Origin of the sequence: Acinetobacter sp. ANC 4973 (assembly GCF_002135275.1) — a bacterium.
Taxonomy (GTDB): Bacteria; Pseudomonadota; Gammaproteobacteria; order Pseudomonadales; family Moraxellaceae; genus Acinetobacter; species Acinetobacter kyonggiensis.
On the sequence record NZ_NEGM01000002.1, the window covers coordinates 59,296 to 85,274 of the forward strand.

A 25,979-nucleotide genomic window follows, 5' to 3' on the forward strand; every position below is an offset into this window, starting at 1 on the left:
ATACTAAAAATACGATGAAAAAACTAAACCAACTGCTTTATAGCATCGCATTATGCAGTCTAAGTTTCAGCACCTTTGCTCAACCTGCCACAGAAGCATCAGTAGAAAAAGCCCTTAAACTGAGTGACATTAGCGGAACATTGGCACAATCACAACAAGACACGCGTCCAATCTATGACCAGCAAGCCGAAGAAATCATTAGAAATCTTTTTAAAATACAGCAGTTAAATGCTGAACAACAAAAAGCAGCCAAACAAATTGCAGATGTTACGGCTTCCTTTAGTCAGAAACTCATTTCCGATCCCAAATTTTTACAAATGCTTAAAAATGTATATATGCAAACCTTCACAGAAGAAGAGGTTTTAGCCAATATCCAATTTTTAGAAACACCGATTGGGCAATCGATTAACAAAAAATGTGGCAAAATGATGGCTGAAATCATGCGTAATAGCATCGAAATGTCTACTGCAATGATGCAAGATCCTGCAACGCAAAAAGAAATCAATCAACACGTTGAAAAAATTCTAAAACCTTTGTTTAAATAAAATAAAAAATCAAAATAACCCCATCACCATGTTGTGGGGTTCCAGAGTTTAAACGGTTGTGTCAACTGCACATCATCCGCTGGATCATATTTTACTGGTTTAAGTTTTTGCGCTTTTTTGCGTACTTTTCCAGTATTTTGATCATTTGCGACAAAATTAAAACTTTCAGATTTCCACTGGGTAAATGCAATTTCATTTAAGCCTGTTTTTTCAGGCACAATCATTAAAGGGCCTGAAACTTCACGACGCGTACTGAGGTTTTCCTCATCGTATTTAATAAAATAAGTTTGTCCCGCATCTACAGTAAAATCTAAATATTTCGGCTTTTGAAAATGTTGCACTCCCAGCGGACGGCTGGTCGATAGACGATAAGTCCCCGCAGGTAACTCAACCCAGTAATAATGATTATTTAACAAACTGGGAATGCGTTCACTATTCATAAAAAGACTGGAGGCGACTATTTCTTGACGGTTCCATTTGCTATCAGGACGGTACATATACACGATTGCAGCCTGATCATTTTGTGCATGTACAGGATGGAAGCGCTGTCCGGGTGTTTGATTAACCCAACCACCGATGGTAAACATACCAAAACGGTATTGCTCTAACATACCCGGTTCATGTTCAGTATTCACAGGTTTTAAGGTTGATGTTACTTGAGTATGTTCAATAGCAGATTTACCATGACATCCCAGTAAAACAAAACTTGCACAAATGGCAATACAGACTTCACGCATGATTTTCCCTCACCGCGTATTTTTTATTTTTGTACGAATTAAGCAATTAATTTTTCGATAAATTGATTGTCTTTAGGCATCCACGCCTAGCAGTTGAGATTAACACTCGATATTATTTTTGGAAATAAAAAACGTGCGAAAACTCAAGTTTTCCGCACGTTTCAGACGAATAGCGAATTAAGCAGATTTAGAGTTAATCACCTTTAAATCTACTTTAGGCGCAGCTTCGGTTTCTGTTTTTGGCTGACGTTCTGGTTTTAATTCTGGTTTCTCTCCAGCATTAATCACCGCATCATTCACCACCACAGTACCTACATCGGTACGGCTTGGTAAATCATACATGGTTTCAAGTAAAGAATTTTCCAGAATTGAACGCAGACCGCGTGCACCTGTATTACGCTCTAATGCTTTTTTCGCAACAGCACGTAATGCCGAATCTTCAAATACCAAATCAACATTTTCCATACCGAATAAATATTGGTATTGGCGTGTTAAGGCATTTTTAGGCTCAGTTAGAATCTGCATTAGTGCTTCTTCATCTAACTCTTCCAATGTTGCAATCACAGGTAAACGACCAATGAATTCTGGAATTAAACCAAATTTCACCAAGTCATTGGCTTCCACTTGACGGAATAAATCAGACAATTTTTTAGTTTCGTCTTTTTTCTTCACATCTGCTGTGAAACCAATACCGCCTTTTTCCTGACGTTGCTGCACAATTTTCTCAAGACCCGAAAATGCACCACCACAAATAAACAGGATATTTGAAGTATCAATTTGAATGAACTCTTGTTGCGGATGCTTACGACCACCTTGAGGAGGAATTGAAGCCACCGTACCTTCGATCATTTTCAATAATGCTTGTTGAACACCTTCACCCGATACATCACGAGTAATAGATGGGTTCTCAGACTTACGGGTAATCTTGTCGATTTCATCGATATAGATAATGCCCTTTTGCGCTTTTTCTACATCATAATCGGCTTTTTGTAGAAGCTTTTGTACAATGTTTTCAACGTCTTCACCGACATAACCTGCTTCGGTTAATGTTGTCGCATCAGCCATCGCAAAAGGAACATCTAAAAGACGCGCTAAAGTTTGTGCCAATAAAGTCTTACCTGAACCTGTTGGGCCTACAAGTAAAATATTACTTTTCGCAAGTTCTACAGCATCGTCAGGTTTATGACCTGAATTAGTGACTTTTAAACGCTTATAATGGTTATACACCGCAACTGACAATGTTTTTTTCGCAACATCTTGCCCAATCACATATTGATCGAGCGCAGCACGAATTTCATGTGGTTTAGGCAAAGGCTTAGTTGCCCAATCACTCGATTCAACTTGTTGACTGGTTTGGACTAAATCTAAGCATACGTCCACACACTCATTACAGATGTACGCGTCCTCACCTGCAATCAGTTTCCCGACTTCAGACTGCGTTTTACCGCAAAATGAACAATGCTTTTGTCCTTGAGGATGTTCGGACATATTCACTCCAATATTAAAATCTGAAAATTATGGACGTTTGCTTAAAACTTCATCCACGAGACCGTATTCTTTCGCAGCCTGAGCTGTCATAAAGTTATCACGATCGGTATCTTGCGCTAAACGTTCATAGTCTTGACCACTATGTTCAGCCATTAAACGATTTAAACGTTCTTTAATGAATAGAATTTCACGTGCATGAATTTCAATATCTGATGCTTGACCACGGAAGCCACCGAGTGGTTGGTGAATCATCACACGTGCATTTTCTAAGCAATAACGTTTACCTTTGGCGCCTGCATTGAGCAAGAAGGCACCCATTGATGCTGCTTGTCCCATACAGTACGTCACCACATCAGGTTTAATAAACTGCATGGTGTCATAAATTGCCATACCCGCAGTTACAGACCCACCTGGTGAATTAATGTAAAGGTGTATATCTTTATCTGGGTTCTCTGCTTCTAAAAACAACATCTGAGCAACAATTAAATTTGCCATGTTGTCTTCGACTTCACCAGTCAAAAAGATGACACGTTCACGTAAAAGACGTGAGAAAATATCAAAAGAACGCTCACCACGAGAAGATTGTTCTACGACCATTGGTACTAAAGCGTTATCAATTGTTGGAACATACATACGTTATTTATTCCTAAATTTTTGTTACTCAACTCATAATCACAATATGAGGGATAATTGCCGAAATTGCAAAATATTCCCAATTAAATAACAGATATTTTTTATATAAACATTGTGAATTCAGGCCATGTTTAATATAAACCGATACATAAAAAAAGGCGCATGATGCGCCTTTTTTTAGATTAACTCAGCTTAGCCTTGTTGGCGAGCTTGTTGTTCTTTCAACAATTCTTCGTAGCTAACATCTGTATTAGTCACTTTAGCAGCAGCTAAAATGTGATCAACGATTTGATCTTCTAATACTACAGCTTCGATTTGAGCACGTTGTTGTTTGTCATTTTTGAAGTATTCAATCACTTCAGTTGGATCTTCATAAGAAGAAGCCATGTCATTGATATACGCTTCAACACGCGCTGGATCAACTTCAATTTTAGCATCAGCTAAAACTTTGCTGACCAATACGCCAAGTTTAACAGCTTTCTCAGCTTGTTCTTTGAACAAGTCATCTGGAAGCATGCTGCTGTCAAATGCTTGCGCACCTTGAGCACCAAACTGTTGCGTGAATTGTTGGATCATTTGTTGACGTTGACGGTCAATTTCTTGAGACAACATAGCAGCAGGAACTTCAACTTCGTTCGCAGCTACAAGTGCATCAAATGTTGCAGCTTTAACTTGATTACGAAGACCGTTCATTACTTCACGTTCCATGTTTTTGCGAACGTCAGCTTTTAATTTTTCAACGCCTTCTTCTTCAGTTAAACCAAAGATTTTTAAGAATTCAGCATCAATTTCTGGAAGTTTTTGTTTTTCAACAAGTTTAACAGTAATTTTAAACTGTGCAGCTTTACCTGCAAGGTTTTCAGCTTGGTAGTCTTCAGGGAAAGTAACGTCAATTACTTTCTCTTCGCCTTTCTTCATACCAACGATACCGTCTTCGAAGCCCGGAATCATACGACCTGAACCTAAAACAAGTTTAAAGTCTTCAGCAGTACCGCCTTCAAACTTTTCACCGTCAACAGTGCCTTCGAAATCAAAAGTCACTTGCATGTCTTTTTTAGCCATGCCTTTTGTTTCAGCCCAAGCTGCACGTTGCTTTTGAAGGTTTTCAATCATTTGGTCAACGTCTTTGTCGTTAACTTCAGATTTTTTACGTTCAATTTCCAAAGCGTCAAATGCGTTTACTTCAACTTCTGGATAAACTTCTACAGTTGCTTGATAAACAAGAGCGTCGTCTTTGTTTTCAACTTTATCAATGTTTGGCATACCAACAGCATTGATTTTTTCTTGCTGAATTGCTTCGAAAACTGTGTCACGAATTACATCGTTCACAACTTCTTGATAAATACCTGCGCCATATTCACGACGTACAACATTTAAAGGCACTTTACCTGGACGGAAGCCGTTGATCTTCGCAGTTTTGGCAGTGCGTTTTAAACGAGCTTCAAATTGCTCGTTCACACGGCTCGTCGGTACAGATACATTTAAACGACGGGCAACGCCCGAAACCGCTTCAGAAGTTACTTGCATGGCTTCCTCGATATAGAAATAGTAATTGCAATTTTGAAAGTGCCACATTATATGACAACATTGCAAGATATACAAAGCAGGATAATTTAACCACTATTTTTACGCTTTCCCTCAATAAAATCTACGTTTTATGTAAACAAAACTCCCTTCTTTATCCATAAGTGGCACTTTTGTATATTTTTTATTGCAAATGATAAACTTTATCATTACTATTAAGTTGTTTGTTTTTTATCTTATTTGTTTTCAATTATTTATCTCGTCCATCTTTGGAATTCTATTTTATGAGTAAGTTCAACCTTCGTCCGCTTAGCATCGCTATTCTAGGAATGACCTCCGCTTCTGTTTTTGCCAATACTGAAATAGAGCCTTCTTCTAAACATCAGCTTTCGACCATTGTGGTGTCCGCGGCAGGTTATGAACAAAAAATTAAAGATGCTCCTGCTTCTATCACGGTGATTACAGCAGAAGATTTAAAAAATAAACGAATTAATTCGATTGCCGATGCTTTAGTGGATGTAGAAGGCGTTGATATTAGCCCTACGGCTGGAAAAACAGGTGGTTTAAACATTCGTATTCGGGGAATGGATTCAGAATATACCTTAGTTTTAGTCGATGGACGTAGACAGAATAGTACTGGCGATATTTCACCCAATGGATTTGGAGAATCCAATAATAGTTTTATTCCACCCATATCAGCAATTGAACGAATTGAAGTGATTCGTGGCCCTGCATCTACGCTTTATGGTTCAGATGCAATGGGTGGCGTAGTCAATATTATTACTAAAAAAGTTTCACCAGTATGGACGGGTGCTGTCACCTTAGAAGGCACAGTACTTCCGAATAGTTCTGATTTCGGCAATCAACGCGCTGTAGATGCTTTCGTATCTGGCCCTCTTGTTAAAGATTTACTCGGTATTCAACTTCGTGCACGAAAAGCTGAGCGTGACCAATCAAATGTTGGATATTTGGATGAAAGTGATCAAGATGTCGAATTAAATATGGGGCAAAATCCAACTAAATCGGATTTAGAAACCATTGGTGTGCGCTTAACCCTAACACCTACAGATGATCATGATTTATCTGTTGAATATGAACAAACAGAGCAATGGTACGATAACAGTAAGGGACAATTAGGAACCTTAGGTGCGAATGGTGGATATGATGAAGCAAAAGAATTTAACCGAGATAAAGTTATTTTAGCGCATACATGGCGCAACAAAGTTGGAACACTTGAATCGAGTATCAGCAACACTCAGACAGAAACGATTGGACGTTTAATTCCTTCTCGTGCACAAGGCGGTTCAATGGTTGTATCACCTCGCCTGTTGGAAAGTGAAGATACAACCATTGATAGTAAATTTACGACCCAAGCCATCCAAGGTCACAATATGACTTTTGGTGGACAATGGTGGGAAGCAAGTATTAAAGATGGTTTACGTGCAAACAAAGAAGTCTCTTTTGAACAAATTGGTTTATTTGCTGAAGATACATGGGCATTGACAGATCAATTGGCTTTGACACTGGGTTTACGTTATGACAACCATGATACTTTTGGTGATTTCTGGACACCACGAGCTTATTTAGTTTGGAATGCCAATGATAATTGGACATTGAAAGGCGGTTATAGCGAAGGCTATAAAGCACCACGCTTAGAACGCTTAACCGATGGTATTTATAATGTGGGTGGTCAAGGTCGAATTCCTCTTTTTGGCAGTTCTAATTTAAAGCCAGAAACCAGTAAGAATTTAGAGTTTGGGACTTATTTTAATAATACTTCTAACTTTGATGCCAATATTACTGCGTTCTATAGTCAGGTTGAAGATAAAATCTTGACAGGTGCGGGTGAGACAACCTGTGATGCAGCAATACCAGCAAGTAAAACTGAGTGTGAAAAGCTTATGGCGAGCGTTGGTACGCCTTGGCAAATGCAAGCGGGTGATACAGGAACACGAGCGTGGAATATTACTCGACCAGTAAATGCTGAAAAAGCTGACGTCTATGGTATTGAAACGGGGTTCAATTGGGAATTCGCTCCTAGTTGGAAACTAGGGATGAATTACACTTGGACAGAAACTGAAATCAAAGATGCGGCTCTAGGAAATCCATCCCTAACTGATACGCCTGAACACATATTGAATGCCTCACTCAAATGGCAAGCCGATGACAATATTCAACTCTGGGCACGTGGTGAATATCGTAGTGAAAGAACACGTTATTTAAAATCATATGAAAATATGACAGCTACAGAAAAGAGCGTTTACAATACTTTAGGTGACTTTAAATCCTATGGTTTATTTCATATTGGATCTAATTTTAATGTAAATGACAATTGGGATGTAGGTGTAGCTTTATATAATGTCTTTGACAAAGACTTTAATGACTATGAAAAAGTAGGAACTGGCTACTACAATCGTTATAGCAACACCCAAGAAGGCCGTCGCGTTCAGTTCAGCACCACCTTTAAATTTTAATATTTAAAATCCCCATAAAAAACCCTGCTTATGCAGGGTTTTCCTATATAACAACACAATCAAGTACTTAATTACAATTTGTTACATTATTCCATCTAATATTCCGTTTTATTTTATGTTGAGAATCGTCAATTCCAATCTTTATCAATAGTGATAAAAAATAAGAATCATTATTATTCTCATACATTTTCACAGTACACATTTTGAGTTAGAAATGGCCTTCATTAAAACACGCAAAAAATTCGTATCTTCTGCGATTGTGTCATCACTTTCAGTTATCGCTGGTAATGCAATTGCACAAGATCAAGTTGCTCAACTTGATACTATTCACACTCAAGCTACAACAGAACAAAGTCTAAAAGTAGATCAATCTGCAAATTCAAAATTTGTCGCTCCCCTTCTGGATACCCCAAAATCCGTTTCTATTCTTTCGCAAAAATTACTTAAAGAAACCAATTCAAATACACTATTAGAAGCATTACGTTATGAACCTGGCATTACTTTAGGTGCTGGTGAAGGTGGTACACCATTTACAGATATGCCTTATATTCGTGGTTATAGTGGCCAATCATCTATTTATGTCGATGGTGTTCGAAATACCACATCACAAAGTCGAGACATGTTCGCGATTGAACAAGTTGAAGTCATTAAAGGTTCATCTTCTACCCTTGGTGGTGGCGGTAGCGTTGGTGGAAGTATCAACCTGATTCCAAAAGTTGCACATGAAGGCGATACTTACCAAGGTAGCGTACAAGGCGGCACTGATAGCTATCGTCATATTCAACTGGATGCGAATAAAGATTTCGGCAACGGTATGGCCGGTCGTGTTGTCGTGATGGGACATGAAAATGAAAAAGCAGGACAAAGTACTGGTGCAGAATATGCCCGTGCAGGGATTGCTACCAGCCTAGCATTTGGTCTTGGTTCTGACACTCGTGGTTCTGTCGGTTATTACTACTTACGTAGCAATGATGAGCCTGATGCAGGCATTCCGTTTAACAACGCAACCCCAACCACTCCTCCTCCTGGGGTAACTGTAACACCGGGTGATGGTAAACCTGTAAGTGTTAAAGCAGGCACTTACTACGGTTGGAAAGCGCGTGATTTTGACAAACGTGAAAATCAAATTGGTACATTCAAGTTAGAGCATGACTTCAATGAAAATCTAACGCTGTCCAACATCGCAACTTATAACAAATCTAAGTCTGATTATGTGTATACCAATGCGGATGACTCTAAAGGAAATATTTATAGAGGGACTGTTGCTCGTCGTGCTTTAAGCCGAATCTTAGATACTGATGCTTATAGTGATCAGCTTTCTTTAAGAGGTAAATTCAATACTGGTACATTGAAACATTCTTTTAATGTCGGGACTGAATGGAGCTTACAAGACACAGATCAAGGGATGTATACCTTTACCAATGCGGCAGGACAAACAACCTCTACAATTTTAACGTCTAATATCAACTCTTGTGACTCAACTGCCGCTGCCCTCAATGGCTGGTGTACCAGTTTAAACAATCCAGGCAATGGCGCATTTACTGATACTGTCGGAAGTATTAAAGGGCAGTCCACTACTCGCAGCCAAACAGCATCTATCTATGCTTTAGACAGCATTGAATTTAACCCACAATGGCTCTTAAACTTAGGCGTTCGTTGGGATAAATTCGAAACTGAGAAAAAATACAATCAAGATGTCTATGGAACAACTGCTGGGGCCTACAACTCAACGATCAGCATTCCTAAGGGCACTATTTATGAAAGTGACTCAGACTTTTTCACTTATCAAGCTGGTCTAGTCTACAAGCCGACTGAAAATGGTAGCATTTACGCAAGTTTTGCAACTTCTGCAAACCCTGTAGGTGTACTGGCTGAAGGTGATAGTAGTGATAATGCGCTTGGTACAACCGATATTGTTAATGCGCTTAAGCCAGAGGAAGCACGTACATTTGAAATTGGAACCAAATGGGACTTATTTAATAATCGTGCCAACTTAACCGCCGCCATTTTCCGTACCGAAAAGCAAAATACACGCATTCAAATTGACTCAACCACCTCTGCAAATGCTGGGGAAAGTAAAGTTGATGGCTTCGAAGTGAGCTTAAATGGTAAAATCACCAACAAGTGGGAAGTCTCTACAGGTTATAGCTATCTCGACAGTGAAATCACTGAAGCAGCCTATAATGCAATTGCTCAAGAAGGCAAACCGCTTCCATTTGTTGCTAAAAACAGTGCTACTTTATGGTCAACATATAAAGTTCTACCAAAGTTAACGCTAGGTGCTGGTGCCGAATACCGTGACCAAGTATTTGTAAATACAACTGCGCCAAAATACTTACCGACTTACACCATTTACAATGCCATGGCGAAATATGATGTAAACCGTAATGTAAATGTTCAGTTAAATGTAAATAACATTTCTGATAAACAATACTTTACCAGTGCACATGCGGCTCACTATGCATTTGAAGGCAATGGCCGTAATGCGGTTCTTGCAATTAACTTCAAATATTAAAATAAAATCCCATAATTAAATTATGGGATTTATAAAACTCCTATAAAATAGCCTCTTTAAGAGGCTATTTTTTTATAAAAATCTATTCAAAAGGATGTTCCCTGTGATTCATCACATTCCAAATGTATTATCGAAAGAGCAAGTGGCTGAATTTCGTCAAATGATGGAAACAGCAAACTGGGTTGGAGGAAAAGTTACAGCAGGAACCCTTTCCGCTTCAGTGAAGCAAAATCAGCAACTATCAGAACAAGATCCTTTGACGCATCATTTAAGTGAACTGGTGATTCAGGCCATTTGGAAAAATCCAGTTTTCCAAGCTGCTGCACTTCCATGCCAGATTATTCCACCTCTATTTAACCGCTATGATGAGCATGAAAGTTTTGGCTTTCACGTCGACAACTCTATTCGACTAATTCGTGGCACCGCCCAACAAATGCGAACAGATCTATCTTGTACACTTTTCTTGAGTGAGCCTGAAGAATATGAAGGCGGTGATTTAGTCATCGAAGATACCTATGGATATCATGAAGTCAAACTACCTGCTGGCGATGTCGTTCTCTACCCTGCAACCAGCTTACACGAAGTGAGCAGTATTATTCGTGGGACACGATTTGCTTCATTTTTTTGGGTACAAAGCATGATTCGTGATGATGCTGAGCGCCATATGTTATTTAATTTAGACCAATCTATTCAAAACCTACGGATGCAACTGGGTGATCAACACGAGGAAGTGGTTAAACTCACCAATCTGTATCACAACTTGATGCGAAAATGGGCAGAACTTTAAGAAAAATTTATTTAATAAATCCAATTCTGGAGATTATTTTCATTAACTCCAGAATATTTAATTTCTTTTCATTAACTTACTAAGATATTGGTTTTTATATATTTTACCATTCGATTTATTTCTATATAAAATTTAGTTTACCTTTCACCTATCACGATTGTTTTCTTAAATCACTAAGTCTCATTTAAACATTATTTCCATCATCAAATCGTTCTATTTCAAAGAAATAACATTGTTAATGATAACTATTATCACTAGAATTCGCATCAATTGTTACTCGCTATAACAATACCTCCATATTTACTGCTATTTTGCAGCAGCTCAAAAGTTGCAGGCAGTAAGGAAATTCTGTCATATACGATATTAGGGATTACCCACAATGACACAGATTAAAAGCCGTAAACACAATAGAACAGCTCCATTGGTTGCTTTAGCTGCATCTCTCCCCCTTATGACCCATGCGGCAACACCTATTAAAGATGAGACAACGGTTCTACCAAAAATTACAGTTCAATCTGAAGTCGAAAATAAATATAAAGCAAATGCCGTCAGTTCACCGAAATATACTCAACCACTGGTCGATACACCGCAAACAATCTCAGTCATCAAAAAAGAATTATTAAAAGAACAAGGGGCAACCTCTTTAACAGAAGCATTGCGTAATACACCGGGGATTACTTTGCAACTGGGTGAAAACGGCAATACCAGCGCGGGAGATTCTTTCCAGATGCGTGGTTTCGATACTAAAAACTCGATTTATCTAGATGGTATCCGTGATATTGGTGCGATCAGTCGTGATATCTATAATCTAGAACAAATTGAAGTGGTTAAAGGCCCTTCTGGTGCAGAAGCTGGTCGTGGTGGTGCGGGTGGATATATCAATTTAGTCAGTAAGCTTCCTCATTTAGAAAATAGTCAGGAAGTCTCTGCAACGTATAATACTGCTAAACATTCACGCCTCACTGCAGATATTAACCAAGCACTTTCTACAGGAACAGCGATTCGTTTAAACGTAATGGGTCAGGAAGGTGGTATAGATGGCCGTGATTATGTCGAAAATAACAGCTACGCCATTGCCCCTTCGATTGCATTCGGTTTAGACAGCGATACACGTTTTTACTTATATTCGCAGCATGTTCGCCAACGTAATATTCCTGATGGTGGTATTCCAACCATCGGCATGAAAGGCTTTTATTACAATAATACCGATGCAAAACTAACGCAGGCACAGCGTGACATCATTAATGCCGCAGTCAATGCTGCGGAACCTGTAGATCGCGAAACTTTTTACGGTAATATTAATGATCATGAAGATGTTGATGCTGACATGTTCACAGCAAAAATTGAAAGTGATCTGAACGAAAATATCAAACTCACCAACATTTCTAGATTTGGCAAAACTGAAATGGATCGCGTATTAACAGGTGTTAATGGTTTGGTGATTAGCAATCTTGCGACCCCTAAAGATCCAAATTCATGGTCTGTAGTGCGCACGCGTCAAGGGGTTGATCAAGAAAATAAAATCCTCACCAACCAAACTACGCTCAACATCAAGGCTAAAACTGGTTTTGTTGAACACGATCTTGTCGCTGGTTTAGAGCTGTTACGAGAGGAACAGTTTAATAATACCTTAAATGTACAAACTCCAGGACAGGCAGCGCCAACAATTCCATCAGCAAATTTGTACTCTCCCGATCCTTATCAAATCTTGCCAGACCTCGTTTATACTGGAGCTTATGCGAATGGAAAAACAGATACTGTAGCAGCCTATTTATTTGACACACTTAAGTTTGGCGAGCGTTTTCAACTGAATGGCGGCGTGCGCGTTGACTATTATGATACTGAAGCAGATGCATTAACCGTTGTAACCGATGCTACAACTTTAGCCGTGACTAAAACGCCAAGCAATTTGAGCACGCATGGCACGTTAGTCAGCTGGAAACTCGGTGGTGTATTTAAACCAACAACAGCAAGTAGTGTTTATACATCTTATGCAAAATCACTAACACCGCCAGGAACTGGGTTCGTATTAAACAGTGCTTCAAACTCTACAACCAACGTAACCAATAATCCATCAACCAAACCGCAAGAAACCCATCATTACGAAGTTGGCACGAAATGGACCTTCAATGAAGATAAGCTCATCTTAACTGCGGCGGCCTATCATACTGAAAATGAAAATCAAATTACGCAAGATCCGATTACCTTACAATATATTCCAGAAGGGAAAACCACAGTTAAAGGTTTAGAACTTGGTGCAGTAGGACAAATTACCCGTGCATGGAATGTATCAGCAGGTGTTGCTCTTATGGATAGCGAACAAGAAAATCAGCAGACTTATAATGCAACCACTAAAGTTTGGACCGAAAACAATGCAGTACGCTGGTCTCCAGACTGGACCGCAACGCTATGGACGACTTATAGTGTTGCTGGATTTAGAGCGGGCCTAGGTGCACGTTATGTTGATGAACAAAAACGCTCAATTACTCCTGGTTCAACGGCAACGACGAACATGCCAGTCATTCCAAGCTATATGGTATTTGATGCATTGTTAGGCTATACCTTAAATGATAAAGCATCATTAAACCTCAACATCTATAACCTTGCAGATAAAGAATACATTAGTACGCTAAATAATAGTGGCGCACGTTTAGTGATGGGCCAACCACGTTCAGCAGCACTGACGTTTAATTATAAGTTTTAAGACACTTAAGCTTAATTAAGCTGACAAAATTGAGTATAAATGTAGTGTGTTATGCGTAATGCACTACATTTTTATTTTTGAATTCAACCCATTTAAGGAAGGTTGATAAGCCTAATGATGTTACATATTCCTGAAGTTTTGACCAAACAACAAGTGACTGAATTACGTCAGCAATTAGATACCAGTCAGGCATGGATTCATGGACAACACAGTGCTGGCATTCAAGCGCAAAAAATTAAACAGAATCTACAAATTGATGTGAATAGCATCATTTATCAATCTCTTTCCCCAAAAATATTGCACGCTATACAACAAAATTCGCTGGTCAAATCCGCTGGATTACCGAAACATATTCTTGCACCCTTATTTAATTGTTATCAACATGACGGCAGTTATGGCAACCATGTTGATAGTGCAGTGCAATATTCAACAGCAACTGGACAGCCGATTCGAACTGATGTCTCCATCACCCTATTTTTATCTGAACCCGATGAATATGAAGGCGGTGAACTGGTGGTTGAAGATCATTATGGCAGCCATGAAGTTAAATTGGATGCAGGTGATGCCATTCTCTACCCTGCGACCAGTTTACATCGGGTTGAAGCGGTTACTGCGGGCAAACGGGTTGCTGCATTTACATGGTTACAAAGCATGGTGAAAGATGACTGGCAGCGTAGCATGTTGTTTGACCTTGATATGACCATTATGAAGCTACGCCAACAGGTCGGTGATTCAGAAGAGATCATCCATTTGACCAGTCATTATCATAATTTATTACGCCAATGGGGTGACCTATGAACGCTTTTACGCCCCTCGCCCCTTTAAAACAAATTCCGGCTTATTTACAAACCATTGCAGACTACGAAAAACAAGCACAGCAACACCTTCCAACTATGGTCTGGCACTACTTACAGGGCGGATCGATGGATGAATTGAGTGTGCAAGACAATCTTGATCAATTTAAAACAATACAACTCATTCCAAGGCATTTAAATGACCTAACCCAAGGTCATACAGCCTGTGAAATTTTGGGGCAAAAGTTCCCTCATCCTATTTTTTTAGCCCCGATTGGACATCAGCAACAATTTCATCCTGAAGCAGAACTTGCTACGGCTTTGGCTGCTGAAGTACTTGAAAGCAATCTTATTTTAAGTAATTTTAGCAATACCGATATGCGTAGTCTAAAGATAGACAACCCATACAAATGGTTTCAGTTATATTGGCAAGGTGATCGTGAAAAATCACTGGCATTGGTCAAGCTGGCAGAACAACAAAACTTTAAAGCCCTCGTCATTACCGTTGATTCACCGCATACAGGCATTCGGGATCGTGAACGACGGGTATTTTTTCAACTGCCTGAAGGCATGCAGCATCCACATACACCCACGCATATTCCATTGCCTGAAATAGGTGAAAATCAACACCCTGTATTTAATGGCTTAATGCAGATTGCACCAAAATGGAAGGATATTGAATGGATCATTGCACACACCTCCTTACCCGTGATTTTAAAAGGCATTATCCATCCTCAAGATGCCAAACTTGCGCTGCAATACGGTGTGCAAGGACTGATTATTTCTAATCATGGCGGTCGAGTCTTAGACACGTGTATTTCCCCGCTCACTGCTTTGCAACTGATCAAGAAAGTCGTCCCTACAGATTTCCCTTTAATTTTAGATGGTGGTATTCGTCGTGGTTCAGACGTGTTCAAAGCCATAGCTTTAGGTGCGACAGCCGTATGTATTGGTCGTCCTTATATTTATGGACTGGCAACCGCAGGCGCTTTAGGCGTGGCGCATGTGCTTAAAATTTTAAAGGAAGAATTTGAGATTACCATGGCTTTAATGGGAACAGCCACCGTCAACGACATTAATCAAGAACATATTTTGCATAAATAAAACTTTTAAAGGAATTTTTTTTCTTAATCCAACCATACACTGCAAAATAAGGAAATTATTTCCAAGCACTCTATTTTAGAATTAGGGTCAAGTTAATCCATTTACAAGATAAGCGTGTTTAAGCTTATGAGGTGTTTAATCCACCGTATAAGACTTATGCTACTTTAGGTGAAAATTCTCCGAAAATTACTTGTAAATCGATACAATAGACACCATCTATATAAGTAGTAAGCAGTTGCCTTTACCCAAGATACGAGCAACTTATGCTGCACAAGGAGTTACCTCATGATGTTAGCTGATCCAAGTAAAAAATATCGTCGCATGTATCAACGTGTAGACTTGCCAGATCGTCAATGGCCGAATAAAGAAATTAATCAAGCGCCTATTTGGATGAGCACAGACCTTCGTGACGGTAACCAAGCAATTTTTGAACCGATGGATATGGAACAAAAATTCAAAATGTTCCAAATGTTGGTAAAAATTGGCTTTAAACATATTGAAATTGGTTTCCCTTCTGCATCACAAATTGACTTTGACTTCACCCGTAAATTGATTGAAGAAGATCATATTCCAGATGACGTTTATATTGAAGTTTTGGTTCAGGCACGTGATCATTTAATTGAGCGTACTTTTGAATCTTTAGTTGGTGCAAAACGTGCCATCGTACATATTTACAATTCAAACTCACCGACGTTCCGTGAAAAAGTCTTGAATGTTGATGTTGCTGGCGCTAAAAAATTAGCCATGAATGCGGCGACAAAAGTCAAAGAATATGCAGCGCAATATCCAAATACGGACTGGATTTTCCAATACAGCCCTGAATGTTTTACTGCAACTGAATTAGACGTCGCGAAAGATGTCTGTGATGCGGTCACTGAAATTTGGGAAGCATCTCCAGAGAATAAAGTCATCTTAAACTTGCCTGCAACGGTTGAAGTTTCAGGCCCGCACGTCTATGCCGACCAAATTGAATGGATGCACCGCAACATTCAACGTCGTGATGGTGTGATCATTTCTGTACATTGTCATAACGACCGTGGTTGTGGGATTGCCGCTTCTGAATTGGCCATTATGGCAGGTGCAGACCGCGTTGAAGGTTGTGTATTTGGTAATGGTGAACGTACAGGTAATGTCGACGTTGCCGCAATTGCTTTAAATATGTATACCCAAGGTGTTGCACCTAACTTAGATTTCTCCAACATTAATGAAATCATTGCCACCATTGAAGAATGTACTGGCTTACCTGTACATCCACGTCATCCATATGCTGGCGACTTGGTGTTCACTGCATTCTCTGGTTCGCATCAAGATGCCATCAAAAAAGGCTTTGAATTCCAAAAGAACCAAGACATGTGGGATATGCCTTACTTGCCAATCGACCCGAAAGATTTAGGTCGTGACTATGACGCGGTGATTCGTGTCAATTCACAGTCAGGTAAAGGTGGAATCGCTTACTTGTTAGAATCTAGTTACAACGTGGTGTTGCCACGTCGTTTACAAATTGAATTCTCGCAAGCGGTGCAACAAGTCACCGATGAACAAGCCAAAGAAGTCACTGCACAAGACATTTGGGCATTGTTCAAAGAAAATTATGTTGCTGCCAAAGATGCATATTATTCGGTGAAAAACTATCGCTTGTCGGATGAAAATGGCTGTCAAGTGATTGAACTTGATGTTGATGTGAATGGTGAAACACAACAATTGCGCGGTGAAGGCAATGGTCCAATTTCTGCAATTTTGAATGCACTTCAATTGCCAATTGATGTTTTAAGTTATGAAGAACGTAGCATCAGTTCTGGCGCACATGCCAAAGCTTTGGCCTTGATCGAACTTCAAATCAAAGGGACAGGTAAATCTGCATTTGGTGCTGGGGTGCATGACAACATCGTGACCTCTTCAATCGAAGCGATTATTGCCTGTACCAACCGCTTGATTGAACAAGGTGTACTTAACACAGACCAAGTGATTGCAGCCGCGGTATAAATATTAGCAATAATATTTAGCACTAAAATGACTTTAGAAGGATACCACTCAAGTGGTATCCTTTTATTTATACATTCTAAAGATTTAAGGCGAATTATTCCTGTGTCTTTTCCAGCTGACTCAGTGGGCATCGTTCTCCCACAAAAGTTCCAATTCGAAGAGCCTTTAGAGCTTGAATGTGGTCGTGTTTTGCCACGTTTCGAAATCATGGTTGAAACCTACGGTACGCTCAATGCAGACAAATCCAATGCCATTCTGATTTGCCATGCGTTGTCTGGGCATCATCATGCGGCAGGCTATCATCATGATGATGATAAAAAAGCAGGCTGGTGGGATGCCTGTATTGGTCCGGGCAAAGCGATTGATACGTCTAAATTCTTTGTGGTGGCACTGAATAATATTGGCGGTTGCAGTGGCTCAACGGGGCCAATATCGCCCAACCCTGAAAATGACAATCGTCCTTATGGTCCAGATTTTCCATTGGTGACGGTACGTGACTGGGTTAAAACGCAAGTCTTATTGTCCGATCGTTTAGGGATTGAGGTTTGGTATTCCATTATTGGTGGCTCACTGGGCGGTATGCAGGCTTTGCAATGGTCGGTAGATTATCCTGATCGGTTAAAAAACTGTGTCATTATTGCCAGTGCACCGAAACTCTCTGCACAAAATATTGCCTTTAATGAAGTTGCGCGGCAGTCCATTTTATCTGATCCAGACTTCTATAACGGGCGCTATCTAGAAAATGACAGCTATCCTAAACGCGGCCTAATTTTGGCGCGTATGGTCGGTCATATTACCTACTTATCTGAAGAAGCCATGAAACAAAAATTTGGCCGCGACTTAAAGTCGGGTAAATTTATGTATGGTTTTGACGTTGAATTCCAAGTCGAAAGTTATTTGCGCTATCAAGGTGAACAGTTCAGCCGTAACTTTGATGCCAATACTTACCTCATTATGACCAAAGCCTTGGACTATTTTGATCCAGCACGTGAATATGAGCTGTCTTTAACCAAAGCGATGGCGAACACCAAATGTCGTTTCTTGGTGGTTTCCTTCACCACAGATTGGCGTTTCACCCCACAGCGTTCACAAGAAATTGTCGATGCACTGATTAGCAATCATAAACCGGTCAGCTATGTCGATATTGATGCAGAACAAGGGCATGATTCCTTTTTATTCCCTATTCCGCTTTACGTGAAATCATTACGTGCATTTTTAGGTGGCGTAGAACACCTTAAAGCAACACCTAAGGAGACTGTGTAATGCGTATCGACCATCAACTTGCTGAAACATGGATTAAACCTGACTCTAGCGTGCTCGATCTCGGTTGCGGTGATGGCGAACTGCTGGCACATATGGGAAAAAAGCACAATATTCGTGCATATGGATTAGAAATTGATCAAGAAAAGATTGCAATTGCGGTCAGTCGAGGGTTAAATATTATTCAACAAGACTTAAATCTTGGTTTAAGTCGTTTTGCAGACCAGTCATTTGATTATGTGGTTATGGCACAGGCTTTGCAAGCTGTAGATGCACCAGACGTATTATTGCGTGATATGGTGCGTGTAGGGAAACAAGCCATTATCACCTTTCCTAATTTTGCCCACTGGAAGACGCGTTCTTTTTTGGCTTTAAAGGGAATGATGCCTGTTTCAAATGCTTTACCTTACATGTGGTATAATACACCCAATATCCACTTATGTACTTTCCGTGATTTTGAAGCACTTTGTGCTGAAAATGACATTCGGATTATTAATCGACTCGCCGTGAATGGGAACCAACAAGGTAGTTTACTGAGTAAACATGTTCCGAATCTGTTTGGTGAAGTCGCTATTTATCGAGTGAGCGCACTATGAAAAAAATATTACTCAGCACACTATTGGTTGGATTTTTTAGCATTCAAGCCCATGCGGATTATGTTGCCTCGACACCCTCTGTTTCAAGTCAGGCTGCACAATATTCTGTCATGGATATTAATAGTCTGATTAAAGCCGCTAAATCTGGTCAAGCGGGTGCACAATTCTATCTAGCGACCAAATACCAACATGGCAAAGACATTCAACAAGATGAAAATCAAGCCTTTACTTGGTATAAAGCCGCTGCGGATCAGGGTCTTTCTGCGGCGCAATTAAATGTCGGTCGTATGCTGGCTGATGGTGTTGGCACCAAAAGAGACGAAACTTTAGCCCGTAAATATTTTGAAAAAGCAGCAAGCCACGGTGACAACCGTGCCAGCTTTAACCTCGCAATGATGGAAGAGCAAAAGAAAAACTACGTGGGTGCATACCAATGGTATGAGCTTTCAACCCGTGATGGCATGCTCGACAACAAAGTGATTTCCCTGTCTGAAGGTAAGAAAACTGCTTTGGCCGCAAACTTAAGCCAAGACCAAATTCGTATGGCGCGTGACCGTGCCGACAAATGGATTCAAGCGCAATAAGATTGCACTGATTCTAGACAGCACCTTCGGGTGCTTTTTTATGATTTAATCTTAATGAAATTTCATCATCCCCTTGCCACTTCTGCATCGGTCGATAAAGACTTTTTAAACAAAATGACTCTAATCCACACCAATTTAAGTGCTGATGATCTAACTGTGCAGCATCAAATATCATTTTTGTGAATTGTTTATCTAAAACGATTTTTTGATCTTGCTCCACGATAAAAATAAAACTAGCACCTGAAAACTGTGTGGCATTTAAGTGAATAGCTGAAAAAATTTCGCTCGTGTCCAAACTAAAACAGGTTACATATTTTACATGTTGCTCATTGATTGGCTGCAAAACCTGAATTTCATTTGCTTTGATTTTTTGCTCTGAAAATAATAGAGAATATTCTCTATTTTTAGACATTTTATAATAATGAGTAATTCTGTTATTCGGTTGCCAAGTCGCGTCACATAAAAATAAATAAAATTTATATTCTGCCGAAAAGTGATGAACTAAATAATCGGCTAAGGCCTGACTTAAAGCATCGACATCATACATGGCATTTTTAGCAATAATGTATTGATAAAATTCATCCTGTTCGATTGTTATGGTGACCATGCCAACACTAATATTTATTTCTCACTTCAATTATAAGCCAACTTCACATGCTCTTTTATAAAATCAGTTAAAATATAGACCTTCATTTTCAATTCATGAGCACAAATACAATGTCTGCAAATGCATGGTTATCTCAAGGGACTTTAGTCCTTGCCAGCAATAACAAAGGGAAAATTGCTGAATTTGAAAAATTATTTGCTGGGCTTAATCTTCCTGTTGAAGTGATTGCTCAAGGTAAACTCAACATTGATGATGCCATCGAAGACGGATTAAGCTTTGTTGAAAATGCCATTATTAAAGCCCGCCATGCCTCGCGTATTTCAGGTAAACCAGCCATTGCCGATGACTCTGGTATTTGTGTTCCCGTACTTGGCGGTGCACCAGGCATCTACTCTGCACGCTATGCAGGTGAACATGGCGATGATGCGGCCAATAATGAAAAGCTGTTAGCCGACCTTAAAGCACTGCGTAAAGATGGCGAAGCGATTGAAGGCATGTTCGTCTGTGTATTGGCTTTGGTGCAACATGCTGAAGATCCCTTGCCACAAATTTTCCAAGGCATTTGGGCCGGTGAAGTTTTAGAACATGCACGTGGTGAAAATGGTTTTGGTTATGACCCTTTGTTCTGGTTGCCTGAACTGGGAATTTCAAGTGCAGAAATATCGAAAGAAGATAAAAACAAAATCAGCCATCGTGGGCAAGCGATGCAGTTGTTTAAAGCGAGTTTAGGAAATCATTAAGTATTTTTAAATCCTCCCCAACCCTCCTTTTTCAAAGGAGGGTGTTTTAAGAATATGAAATTATTTTAAATTCTCGATAGCTCCCCCTCTTTTTCAAAGATGAGAAGCATTGCTTCGCAAGAGGGGAGATTTTTTAAATGAGTAATCCTTGAATTACCCTTAAGTGAACAGCATTACGAAAGATTGTGCTTTAAAAGAAATGCAATATCCCAGCGTATAGCATCACCACGACACAGCTCACCATCGTACCCGATGCAATATCCTTTGCTGAAGTCCCCGTTCCTTGATAGTGGGTTTCTAACGCCACAATATTGGCCGCTGGCGGTAAACAAAACAATAAGAACATGACCCCAATATAGTGTTCAATATTCGGGATCGGAATTAACCAATACGTCAGTCCACACAGCACCACCCCACAACTCAGTTTTAATATAGCCACACGGCTACTGCGCAATAAATCTTTTTTATACACTTTGGTTTGCTGCAACCACATCCCTAACACACACATGCCAGAAAAACTCATGCCAATTTTAGCTAGGCTATAGATGAGATCTATCCATTGATGTTGTTCAAAATGCTGTACGCCCAATATTCGACAGATCAATGCCAAAATTAATGCCATTATGGGAGATGATTGCATGACTTTTTTTGCAATATCAGAGATGGCTTGTTTGTCTGAACTAACAGAGGTGACTGCCCAAATATTGCCAAAAATAGATCCTCCGACATATAAAGCCACCATTGGTGCACTAATTTCAGGGCCAAATAAAGCAATCGCAAAAGGAAAGCCCAGCCATGCCATATTCACATAGCTAAAACATAAAGCCCGTAATTGATCTTTAGACAGCGCAAGGAAAAAGTAGAACAGCAGCACCGCGACCACAAAGCTAAAGAGCATCAAACTCAAACTGCCAGCTTGATAAAACACCATGTTGTAAATAATCACGACGGGAATAAAAAACCGTGCCAATAGGCTCGCAAACAATGATTTTAAACCTGTTGAAAATTGGCTTGAAGCAAGTCCCCAGCCACATAAAAAGCCAAAAAGTGGTAACAGCAAAGCCACAACATCATCCTAAATATTCCACCTAAATATGCTAGCACTGAATTAAGCACAACAGCAGGTTTAATCTCGCTTGTCTTTAAACTGCAATTTTTCAGTCACATTGCTGTCATGGCAAAATGTTCAGATGGAACTCAATAAAAAATGAGTAAAGAACATGGCAGGATTATCGATTTGGCACGTTGTGATTTTCGCAATTGTGGTGATTTTATTATTTGGTACATCAAAACTCAAAAACTTAGGTAAAGATGTCGGTGGCGCCGTCAAAGATTTTAAAAAGTCGATTAAGGAAGATGAAGCTGAACAAGCTAGGCTTAAAGAGCCACTCACCATTGATGCTCAAGTGAAAAATGCTGAAAACTCTATAAAAAGCTAAGAGCACTCCCTTATGCTGAACATCGGAATAACCGAACTTCTTTGCTTTGCCATCATTGCATTGTTAATTCTTGGGCCAGATAAACTTCCTGAAGGTGCGCGTTTTGCTGCAAAGTGGTATGGCAAAATTAAAAAATTCATTGGCAATATTCAAAATGAAATTGACCGAGAATTACGCCTTTCTGAATTTCGTGAAGAAATACAAAAAGAAATTGATAAAATCAGCGAACTTGAACGTCGGATGCAGCAACAACTCGATGCAATTCGAAACACCGATGACAGCAATACAGCTAAAGATCAACAGACCCAAAAACACCAGATTAACAGTTATCAATGGCTAGAAAGAAGTGACTTCACTCCATTTTCTAAAGGTTATATTCAGCGTCACTGGACAAAATTACTGATTCCTTTAGAAATCCAAACAGCACCTACTCAATTGAAGATTGCCGTATGAGTCAAAGCCAACTCCCTATAGCTTCCGTGAAATCTGGAGCTGAAAATTTAGAACAAATGCCCGTTATGCAACATTTAGTGGTATTACGGCGCTATCTTTTTAAGATTGTCGGTGTAATCCTTTTTTTGTTTTTTTGTTTATTACCCTTTCGAAATTATACCTATCAATTACTCTCAGATCCTTTAAGACAGCAACTTCCAGCAACATCTACAATGATTGCAACGGATGTCACAGCGACCTTTATGGCGCCATTTAAGCTCAATTTATTTGTCGCACTGATGTTGGCCATGCCTTTTATTATTTATCAACTGTGGTCTTTTGTACGCCCTGCACTTTATGAAAAAGAGCGCTTTCTTGCCGTCCCATTATTGTTCGGTAGCATCTTATTATTTTATTTAGGTATCGCCTTTGCCTATTTTATTACGCTACCCAGTATTCTTCATTTCTTTATTAGTGTCTCGCCCGAAACAGTTGCTCCAATGACGGATATCAACAGTTATTTAAGTTTTTGTTTAAAACTCTTTTTAGTGTTCGGTCTGACTTTTGAAATCCCGATCATTACTCTGATTTTAATTTTAATTGGTGCTGTCAGTACCCAAAGTCTGGTTGAAAAACGCCGTTTCATTGTCGTTGGTTGCTTCTTCATTGCCATGTTTGTAACACCACCTGATGCCATTTCAATGATTATGTTGGCTGTACCAATGTGGATGTTATTTGAAGTTGGGTTACTGCTAGGAAAACTATTAGAAAAGCGAAAAGCCACCTAAATAACAACATATACTTTTCATACAATAACATGTGCTTTTAAAAGCACATGTTATTGTTTTTATTTATAAATATAAAAAACAACATTGCTTTTCACTAAAATAAAACCTGTCTTTAAACTGACTTCAAAATGTAAAAGAACTGTCACTAACTATTTATACAATCATTCACGATAACGAACTAAATAATACTTTTATTACTTTATACGGATTTATTATGACAGCCACTTCTAATCAGCCAAGTCGCCGTGATCTGCTTAAATGGTTTGCAGGAATTCCATTTTTACCTTTGGGGGCAATGAGTACAGCCGCAGCACTCAGCGGATGTAACGACAGTAACGATACTGCTGCTGTGATTACACCACCAACAAAAGTAGCCAATTTTAAAAATGCTAAATTCACTCCAATGGCTGCACCAGATCTAAGCAATGCCGCAGCGATGGCGACAACAACGGTTGCATCTAAGTTAACGATTGAATGGGATGACAATAGCCAAACTGAATATACACTTGGTTATAAATCTTTCTTTAACACGGGTGTAGAGGTCGACAACTTAGCAGGTGGAAAAATTTTAGCAGGTGGTTATTATAATATTAATAATCAGCCAATTTTAGATACTTCCCTTGCAGGAACATCACGTCAATTTTTCTCCGACTGCCCTGATGGCTCTTCCCTGATTCACATTGAAGGTGCCAATGTTTCTGGCGTCAATAAGCCTGTTTTTCATGTTGTTCAATTTGAATATGCATCTAAAAATCTTGCGAAACAGGATATGTATGGCAAATTGCCCTCTCCAATCGCAGTCCTCACTTTAGATCAAGATCAGACCACAGGTCATTTAGAACTTAAAAAATACTTTAATGTCGATATGTCAAAAGTTCATGGTTTGTGGATTACTTGTGGTGCAAGCCTTTCACCATGGAATACCCATCTTTCTAGTGAAGAATATGAACCTGATGCATTCAATCAAATTGGTACAAAACTCAGCACATTAAAAGCATATAGCTCATATTTGTACGGTAATGAAACTCAAGCCAATCCTTACAACTACGGGCATATGCCTGAAATTGTTTTAGATGGTAAAGGCGGTGCAACGGCGAAGAAACATTATTGCTTAGGCCGTATTTCACATGAATTGATTCAAGTCATGCCAGATAATCGTACTGCCATTATGGGTGACGACTATACCAATGGCGGTTTCTTCATGTTCGTTGCAGACAAAGAAAAAGACTTATCTGCTGGCTCACTTTATGTTGCTAAATACAAAAATGAGCTAAATGAAACGTCAACTGCTGGCATTGAATGGATCAAACTAGGTCATTCAGACAGCAAAACCATTGAAGATTTAGTCAATGTTCGTGGTATTAAAGCTGAAAATATCATGGAAAGTTTAGCCACCGCTCCAGCAGATACAACGGGCTATAGCGAAATTGTTTTAGATGGTAAAACCCTTTGGGTAAAACTTAAAGAAGCCAACAATGGCTTTAGCAAAGCTGAAATTGAACTGGCAGCAGCATTCCTTGAAACCCACCGTTATGCAGCGTTAAAAGGCGGCAGTATGGCGTTTACAAAAATGGAAGGCACAACGGTCAACATTAAAGATAAAGTTGCTTACTCTGCTTTGGCGAATATTCAAGGCTCTATGGTGCAAGGTCAAACTGGCTGGGTAGCTTCACATAACGTCAAATTCAGCAAAGTTGTTAAAGCTGGCGGCATTATGGCGCATGACTTAAAAGGCAGTCTGGTCGATACTGGAAATAGCCTCATTGACAGTGCTTGGGTTCCATATCAAAGCCATATGCTACGCATGGGCGAAGATATTCCTGCTGACAGCCTAGGTAATACTGCTAATCCAAATAATATTGCCAGCCCAGATAATTTAAAATTCTCTGAAACCCTGCGCACATTATTTATTGGTGAAGACAGCGGTAACCATGTGAATAACTTCCTTTGGGCCTACAATGTTGATACGAAATCACTTGATCGTATTCTTTCCACACCCGCAGGTGCAGAAGCAACAGGCTTACATGCGGTCGACTCCATTAATGGTTGGACGTATATTATGAGCAACTTCCAGCACGCAGGTGATTGGGGTGGTATTCATAATGTTGTCAAAACTGCACTCACCCCCTTAATTAATGCAAATTATAATGATGGTTATGCAGCATCAGTTGGCTACATCACAGCGGACCCAATGCCATCCATCGTTAAAAAAATTGCAAATCCTAAGAAATAACTAAACAATTTT

General features: G+C 39.6%; 22 protein-coding genes. 16 read left to right on the forward strand and 6 right to left on the reverse strand.

Going from position 1 to position 25,979, the window contains the following annotated elements; genetic code table 11:
* Positions 1-14: 14 nt before the first annotated feature.
* Complete coding sequence (locus tag B9T30_RS03230; protein WP_086183753.1) at positions 15-545, forward strand: DUF2059 domain-containing protein; 531 nt, start codon at positions 15-17, stop codon at positions 543-545.
* A gap of 23 nt (positions 546-568) precedes the next feature.
* Here B9T30_RS03230 and B9T30_RS03235 read toward each other — a convergent pair whose 3' ends face one another.
* The 4 genes from B9T30_RS03235 to tig form a co-directional block, all read right to left on the reverse strand.
* Positions 569-1,282, reverse strand: coding sequence for a DUF2846 domain-containing protein (locus B9T30_RS03235; protein ID WP_086183754.1), 714 nt, complete (start codon positions 1,280-1,282; stop codon positions 569-571).
* 177 nt (positions 1,283-1,459) lie between these two features.
* A complete protein-coding gene (gene clpX, locus B9T30_RS03240) occupies positions 1,460-2,770 on the reverse strand; it encodes an ATP-dependent protease ATP-binding subunit ClpX (RefSeq protein WP_004649779.1) in 1,311 nt (436 codons plus the stop codon).
* A 27-nt stretch (positions 2,771-2,797) separates the two neighbouring features.
* Entirely contained in the window at positions 2,798-3,403 is a 606-nt protein-coding gene (gene clpP / locus B9T30_RS03245; protein ID WP_004649780.1) for an ATP-dependent Clp endopeptidase proteolytic subunit ClpP, read from the reverse strand.
* Between the two features lie 192 nt (positions 3,404-3,595).
* Entirely contained in the window at positions 3,596-4,930 is a 1,335-nt protein-coding gene (tig, locus tag B9T30_RS03250) for a trigger factor (protein WP_086183755.1), read from the reverse strand.
* A gap of 281 nt (positions 4,931-5,211) precedes the next feature.
* Here tig and B9T30_RS03255 point away from each other — a divergent pair, with 281 nt between their 5' ends.
* From B9T30_RS03255 to B9T30_RS03300, 10 genes are all read left to right on the forward strand, one after another.
* Entirely contained in the window at positions 5,212-7,401 is a 2,190-nt protein-coding gene (locus B9T30_RS03255) for a TonB-dependent receptor domain-containing protein (protein ID WP_086183756.1), read from the forward strand.
* Between the two features lie 214 nt (positions 7,402-7,615).
* Complete coding sequence (locus B9T30_RS03260; RefSeq protein ID WP_086183757.1) at positions 7,616-9,916, forward strand: TonB-dependent receptor; 2,301 nt, start codon at positions 7,616-7,618, stop codon at positions 9,914-9,916.
* Between the two features lie 103 nt (positions 9,917-10,019).
* The gene (locus B9T30_RS03265) at positions 10,020-10,703 is read left to right on the forward strand and encodes a Fe2+-dependent dioxygenase (protein WP_205666506.1); all 684 of its coding nucleotides are present in this window, start codon (positions 10,020-10,022) and stop codon (positions 10,701-10,703) included.
* Positions 10,704-11,082: 379 nt separating this feature from the next.
* Complete coding sequence (locus B9T30_RS03270; protein ID WP_086183759.1) at positions 11,083-13,407, forward strand: catecholate siderophore receptor Fiu; 2,325 nt, start codon at positions 11,083-11,085, stop codon at positions 13,405-13,407.
* Positions 13,408-13,521: 114 nt separating this feature from the next.
* Complete coding sequence (locus B9T30_RS03275; RefSeq protein ID WP_086183760.1) at positions 13,522-14,205, forward strand: Fe2+-dependent dioxygenase; 684 nt, start codon at positions 13,522-13,524, stop codon at positions 14,203-14,205.
* Positions 14,202-15,305: an alpha-hydroxy acid oxidase gene (locus B9T30_RS03280; protein WP_086183761.1), complete on the forward strand. Its 1,104-nt coding sequence runs from the start codon at positions 14,202-14,204 to the stop codon at positions 15,303-15,305. Before B9T30_RS03275 ends, B9T30_RS03280 begins: the two co-directional genes overlap by 4 nt.
* A gap of 285 nt (positions 15,306-15,590) precedes the next feature.
* Positions 15,591-17,288, forward strand: a complete 1,698-nt coding sequence (leuA, locus tag B9T30_RS03285; RefSeq protein WP_086183762.1) for a 2-isopropylmalate synthase — start codon at positions 15,591-15,593, stop codon at positions 17,286-17,288.
* A gap of 102 nt (positions 17,289-17,390) precedes the next feature.
* The gene (gene metX, locus B9T30_RS03290; protein ID WP_086183763.1) at positions 17,391-18,551 is read left to right on the forward strand and encodes a homoserine O-succinyltransferase MetX; all 1,161 of its coding nucleotides are present in this window, start codon (positions 17,391-17,393) and stop codon (positions 18,549-18,551) included.
* On the forward strand, positions 18,551-19,144 hold the full coding sequence (gene metW / locus B9T30_RS03295) for a methionine biosynthesis protein MetW (RefSeq protein WP_004649793.1): 594 nt from the start codon (positions 18,551-18,553) through the stop codon (positions 19,142-19,144). The genes metX and metW overlap by 1 nt, the downstream gene beginning before the upstream one ends.
* A complete protein-coding gene (locus B9T30_RS03300; RefSeq protein ID WP_086164985.1) occupies positions 19,141-19,728 on the forward strand; it encodes a tetratricopeptide repeat protein in 588 nt (195 codons plus the stop codon). Before metW ends, B9T30_RS03300 begins: the two co-directional genes overlap by 4 nt.
* A 13-nt stretch (positions 19,729-19,741) precedes the next feature.
* Here B9T30_RS03300 and B9T30_RS03305 read toward each other — a convergent pair whose 3' ends face one another.
* Positions 19,742-20,335: a hypothetical protein gene (locus tag B9T30_RS03305; protein WP_086183764.1), complete on the reverse strand. Its 594-nt coding sequence runs from the start codon at positions 20,333-20,335 to the stop codon at positions 19,742-19,744.
* Between the two features lie 110 nt (positions 20,336-20,445).
* On the opposite strand from B9T30_RS03305, the gene rdgB reads away from it, so the two are divergent.
* The gene (rdgB, locus tag B9T30_RS03310; protein ID WP_086183765.1) at positions 20,446-21,075 is read left to right on the forward strand and encodes an RdgB/HAM1 family non-canonical purine NTP pyrophosphatase; all 630 of its coding nucleotides are present in this window, start codon (positions 20,446-20,448) and stop codon (positions 21,073-21,075) included.
* A 190-nt stretch (positions 21,076-21,265) separates the two neighbouring features.
* Here the strand turns inward: rdgB and B9T30_RS03315 are convergent, their stop codons facing one another.
* Positions 21,266-22,141 (reverse strand): AEC family transporter, encoded by an 876-nt coding sequence (locus tag B9T30_RS03315; RefSeq protein ID WP_086183766.1) that lies wholly within the window; start codon positions 22,139-22,141, stop codon positions 21,266-21,268.
* 154 nt (positions 22,142-22,295) lie between these two features.
* On the opposite strand from B9T30_RS03315, the gene B9T30_RS03320 reads away from it, so the two are divergent.
* From B9T30_RS03320 to B9T30_RS03335, 4 genes are all read left to right on the forward strand, one after another.
* Positions 22,296-22,514: a Sec-independent protein translocase subunit TatA gene (locus B9T30_RS03320; RefSeq protein WP_086183767.1), complete on the forward strand. Its 219-nt coding sequence runs from the start codon at positions 22,296-22,298 to the stop codon at positions 22,512-22,514.
* 12 nt (positions 22,515-22,526) lie between these two features.
* Positions 22,527-22,967 (forward strand): Sec-independent protein translocase protein TatB, encoded by a 441-nt coding sequence (gene tatB / locus B9T30_RS03325; protein WP_086183768.1) that lies wholly within the window; start codon positions 22,527-22,529, stop codon positions 22,965-22,967.
* Positions 22,964-23,734, forward strand: coding sequence for a twin-arginine translocase subunit TatC (gene tatC, locus B9T30_RS03330; RefSeq protein WP_086183769.1), 771 nt, complete (start codon positions 22,964-22,966; stop codon positions 23,732-23,734). Before tatB ends, tatC begins: the two co-directional genes overlap by 4 nt.
* Positions 23,735-23,948: 214 nt before the next feature.
* On the forward strand, positions 23,949-25,967 hold the full coding sequence (locus B9T30_RS03335) for a PhoX family protein (RefSeq protein WP_086183770.1): 2,019 nt from the start codon (positions 23,949-23,951) through the stop codon (positions 25,965-25,967).
* Positions 25,968-25,979 lie beyond the last annotated feature (12 nt).

Excerpts from the sequence above, each read along its gene's own strand:
- metW (WP_004649793.1), top strand. The coding sequence starts at position 18,551 with ATGCGTATCGACCATCAACTTGCTGAAACATGGATTAAACCTGACTCT.
- leuA (WP_086183762.1), top strand. The coding sequence starts at position 15,591 with ATGATGTTAGCTGATCCAAGTAAAAAATATCGTCGCATGTATCAACGT.
- B9T30_RS03275 (WP_086183760.1), top strand. The coding sequence starts at position 13,522 with ATGATGTTACATATTCCTGAAGTTTTGACCAAACAACAAGTGACTGAA.
- B9T30_RS03305 (WP_086183764.1), bottom strand. The coding sequence starts at position 20,335 with ATGGTCACCATAACAATCGAACAGGATGAATTTTATCAATACATTATT.
- B9T30_RS03335 (WP_086183770.1), top strand. The coding sequence starts at position 23,949 with ATGACAGCCACTTCTAATCAGCCAAGTCGCCGTGATCTGCTTAAATGG.
- rdgB (WP_086183765.1), top strand. The coding sequence starts at position 20,446 with ATGTCTGCAAATGCATGGTTATCTCAAGGGACTTTAGTCCTTGCCAGC.
- B9T30_RS03280 (WP_086183761.1), top strand. The coding sequence starts at position 14,202 with ATGAACGCTTTTACGCCCCTCGCCCCTTTAAAACAAATTCCGGCTTAT.
- tatC (WP_086183769.1), top strand. The coding sequence starts at position 22,964 with ATGAGTCAAAGCCAACTCCCTATAGCTTCCGTGAAATCTGGAGCTGAA.
- B9T30_RS03260 (WP_086183757.1), top strand. The coding sequence starts at position 7,616 with ATGGCCTTCATTAAAACACGCAAAAAATTCGTATCTTCTGCGATTGTG.
- tig (WP_086183755.1), bottom strand. The coding sequence starts at position 4,930 with ATGCAAGTAACTTCTGAAGCGGTTTCGGGCGTTGCCCGTCGTTTAAAT.
- B9T30_RS03255 (WP_086183756.1), top strand. The coding sequence starts at position 5,212 with ATGAGTAAGTTCAACCTTCGTCCGCTTAGCATCGCTATTCTAGGAATG.
- B9T30_RS03230 (WP_086183753.1), top strand. The coding sequence starts at position 15 with ATGAAAAAACTAAACCAACTGCTTTATAGCATCGCATTATGCAGTCTA.
- B9T30_RS03320 (WP_086183767.1), top strand. The coding sequence starts at position 22,296 with ATGGCAGGATTATCGATTTGGCACGTTGTGATTTTCGCAATTGTGGTG.
- clpP (WP_004649780.1), bottom strand. The coding sequence starts at position 3,403 with ATGTATGTTCCAACAATTGATAACGCTTTAGTACCAATGGTCGTAGAA.
- tatB (WP_086183768.1), top strand. The coding sequence starts at position 22,527 with ATGCTGAACATCGGAATAACCGAACTTCTTTGCTTTGCCATCATTGCA.
- B9T30_RS03235 (WP_086183754.1), bottom strand. The coding sequence starts at position 1,282 with ATGCGTGAAGTCTGTATTGCCATTTGTGCAAGTTTTGTTTTACTGGGA.
- B9T30_RS03270 (WP_086183759.1), top strand. The coding sequence starts at position 11,083 with ATGACACAGATTAAAAGCCGTAAACACAATAGAACAGCTCCATTGGTT.
- clpX (WP_004649779.1), bottom strand. The coding sequence starts at position 2,770 with ATGTCCGAACATCCTCAAGGACAAAAGCATTGTTCATTTTGCGGTAAA.
- B9T30_RS03300 (WP_086164985.1), top strand. The coding sequence starts at position 19,141 with ATGAAAAAAATATTACTCAGCACACTATTGGTTGGATTTTTTAGCATT.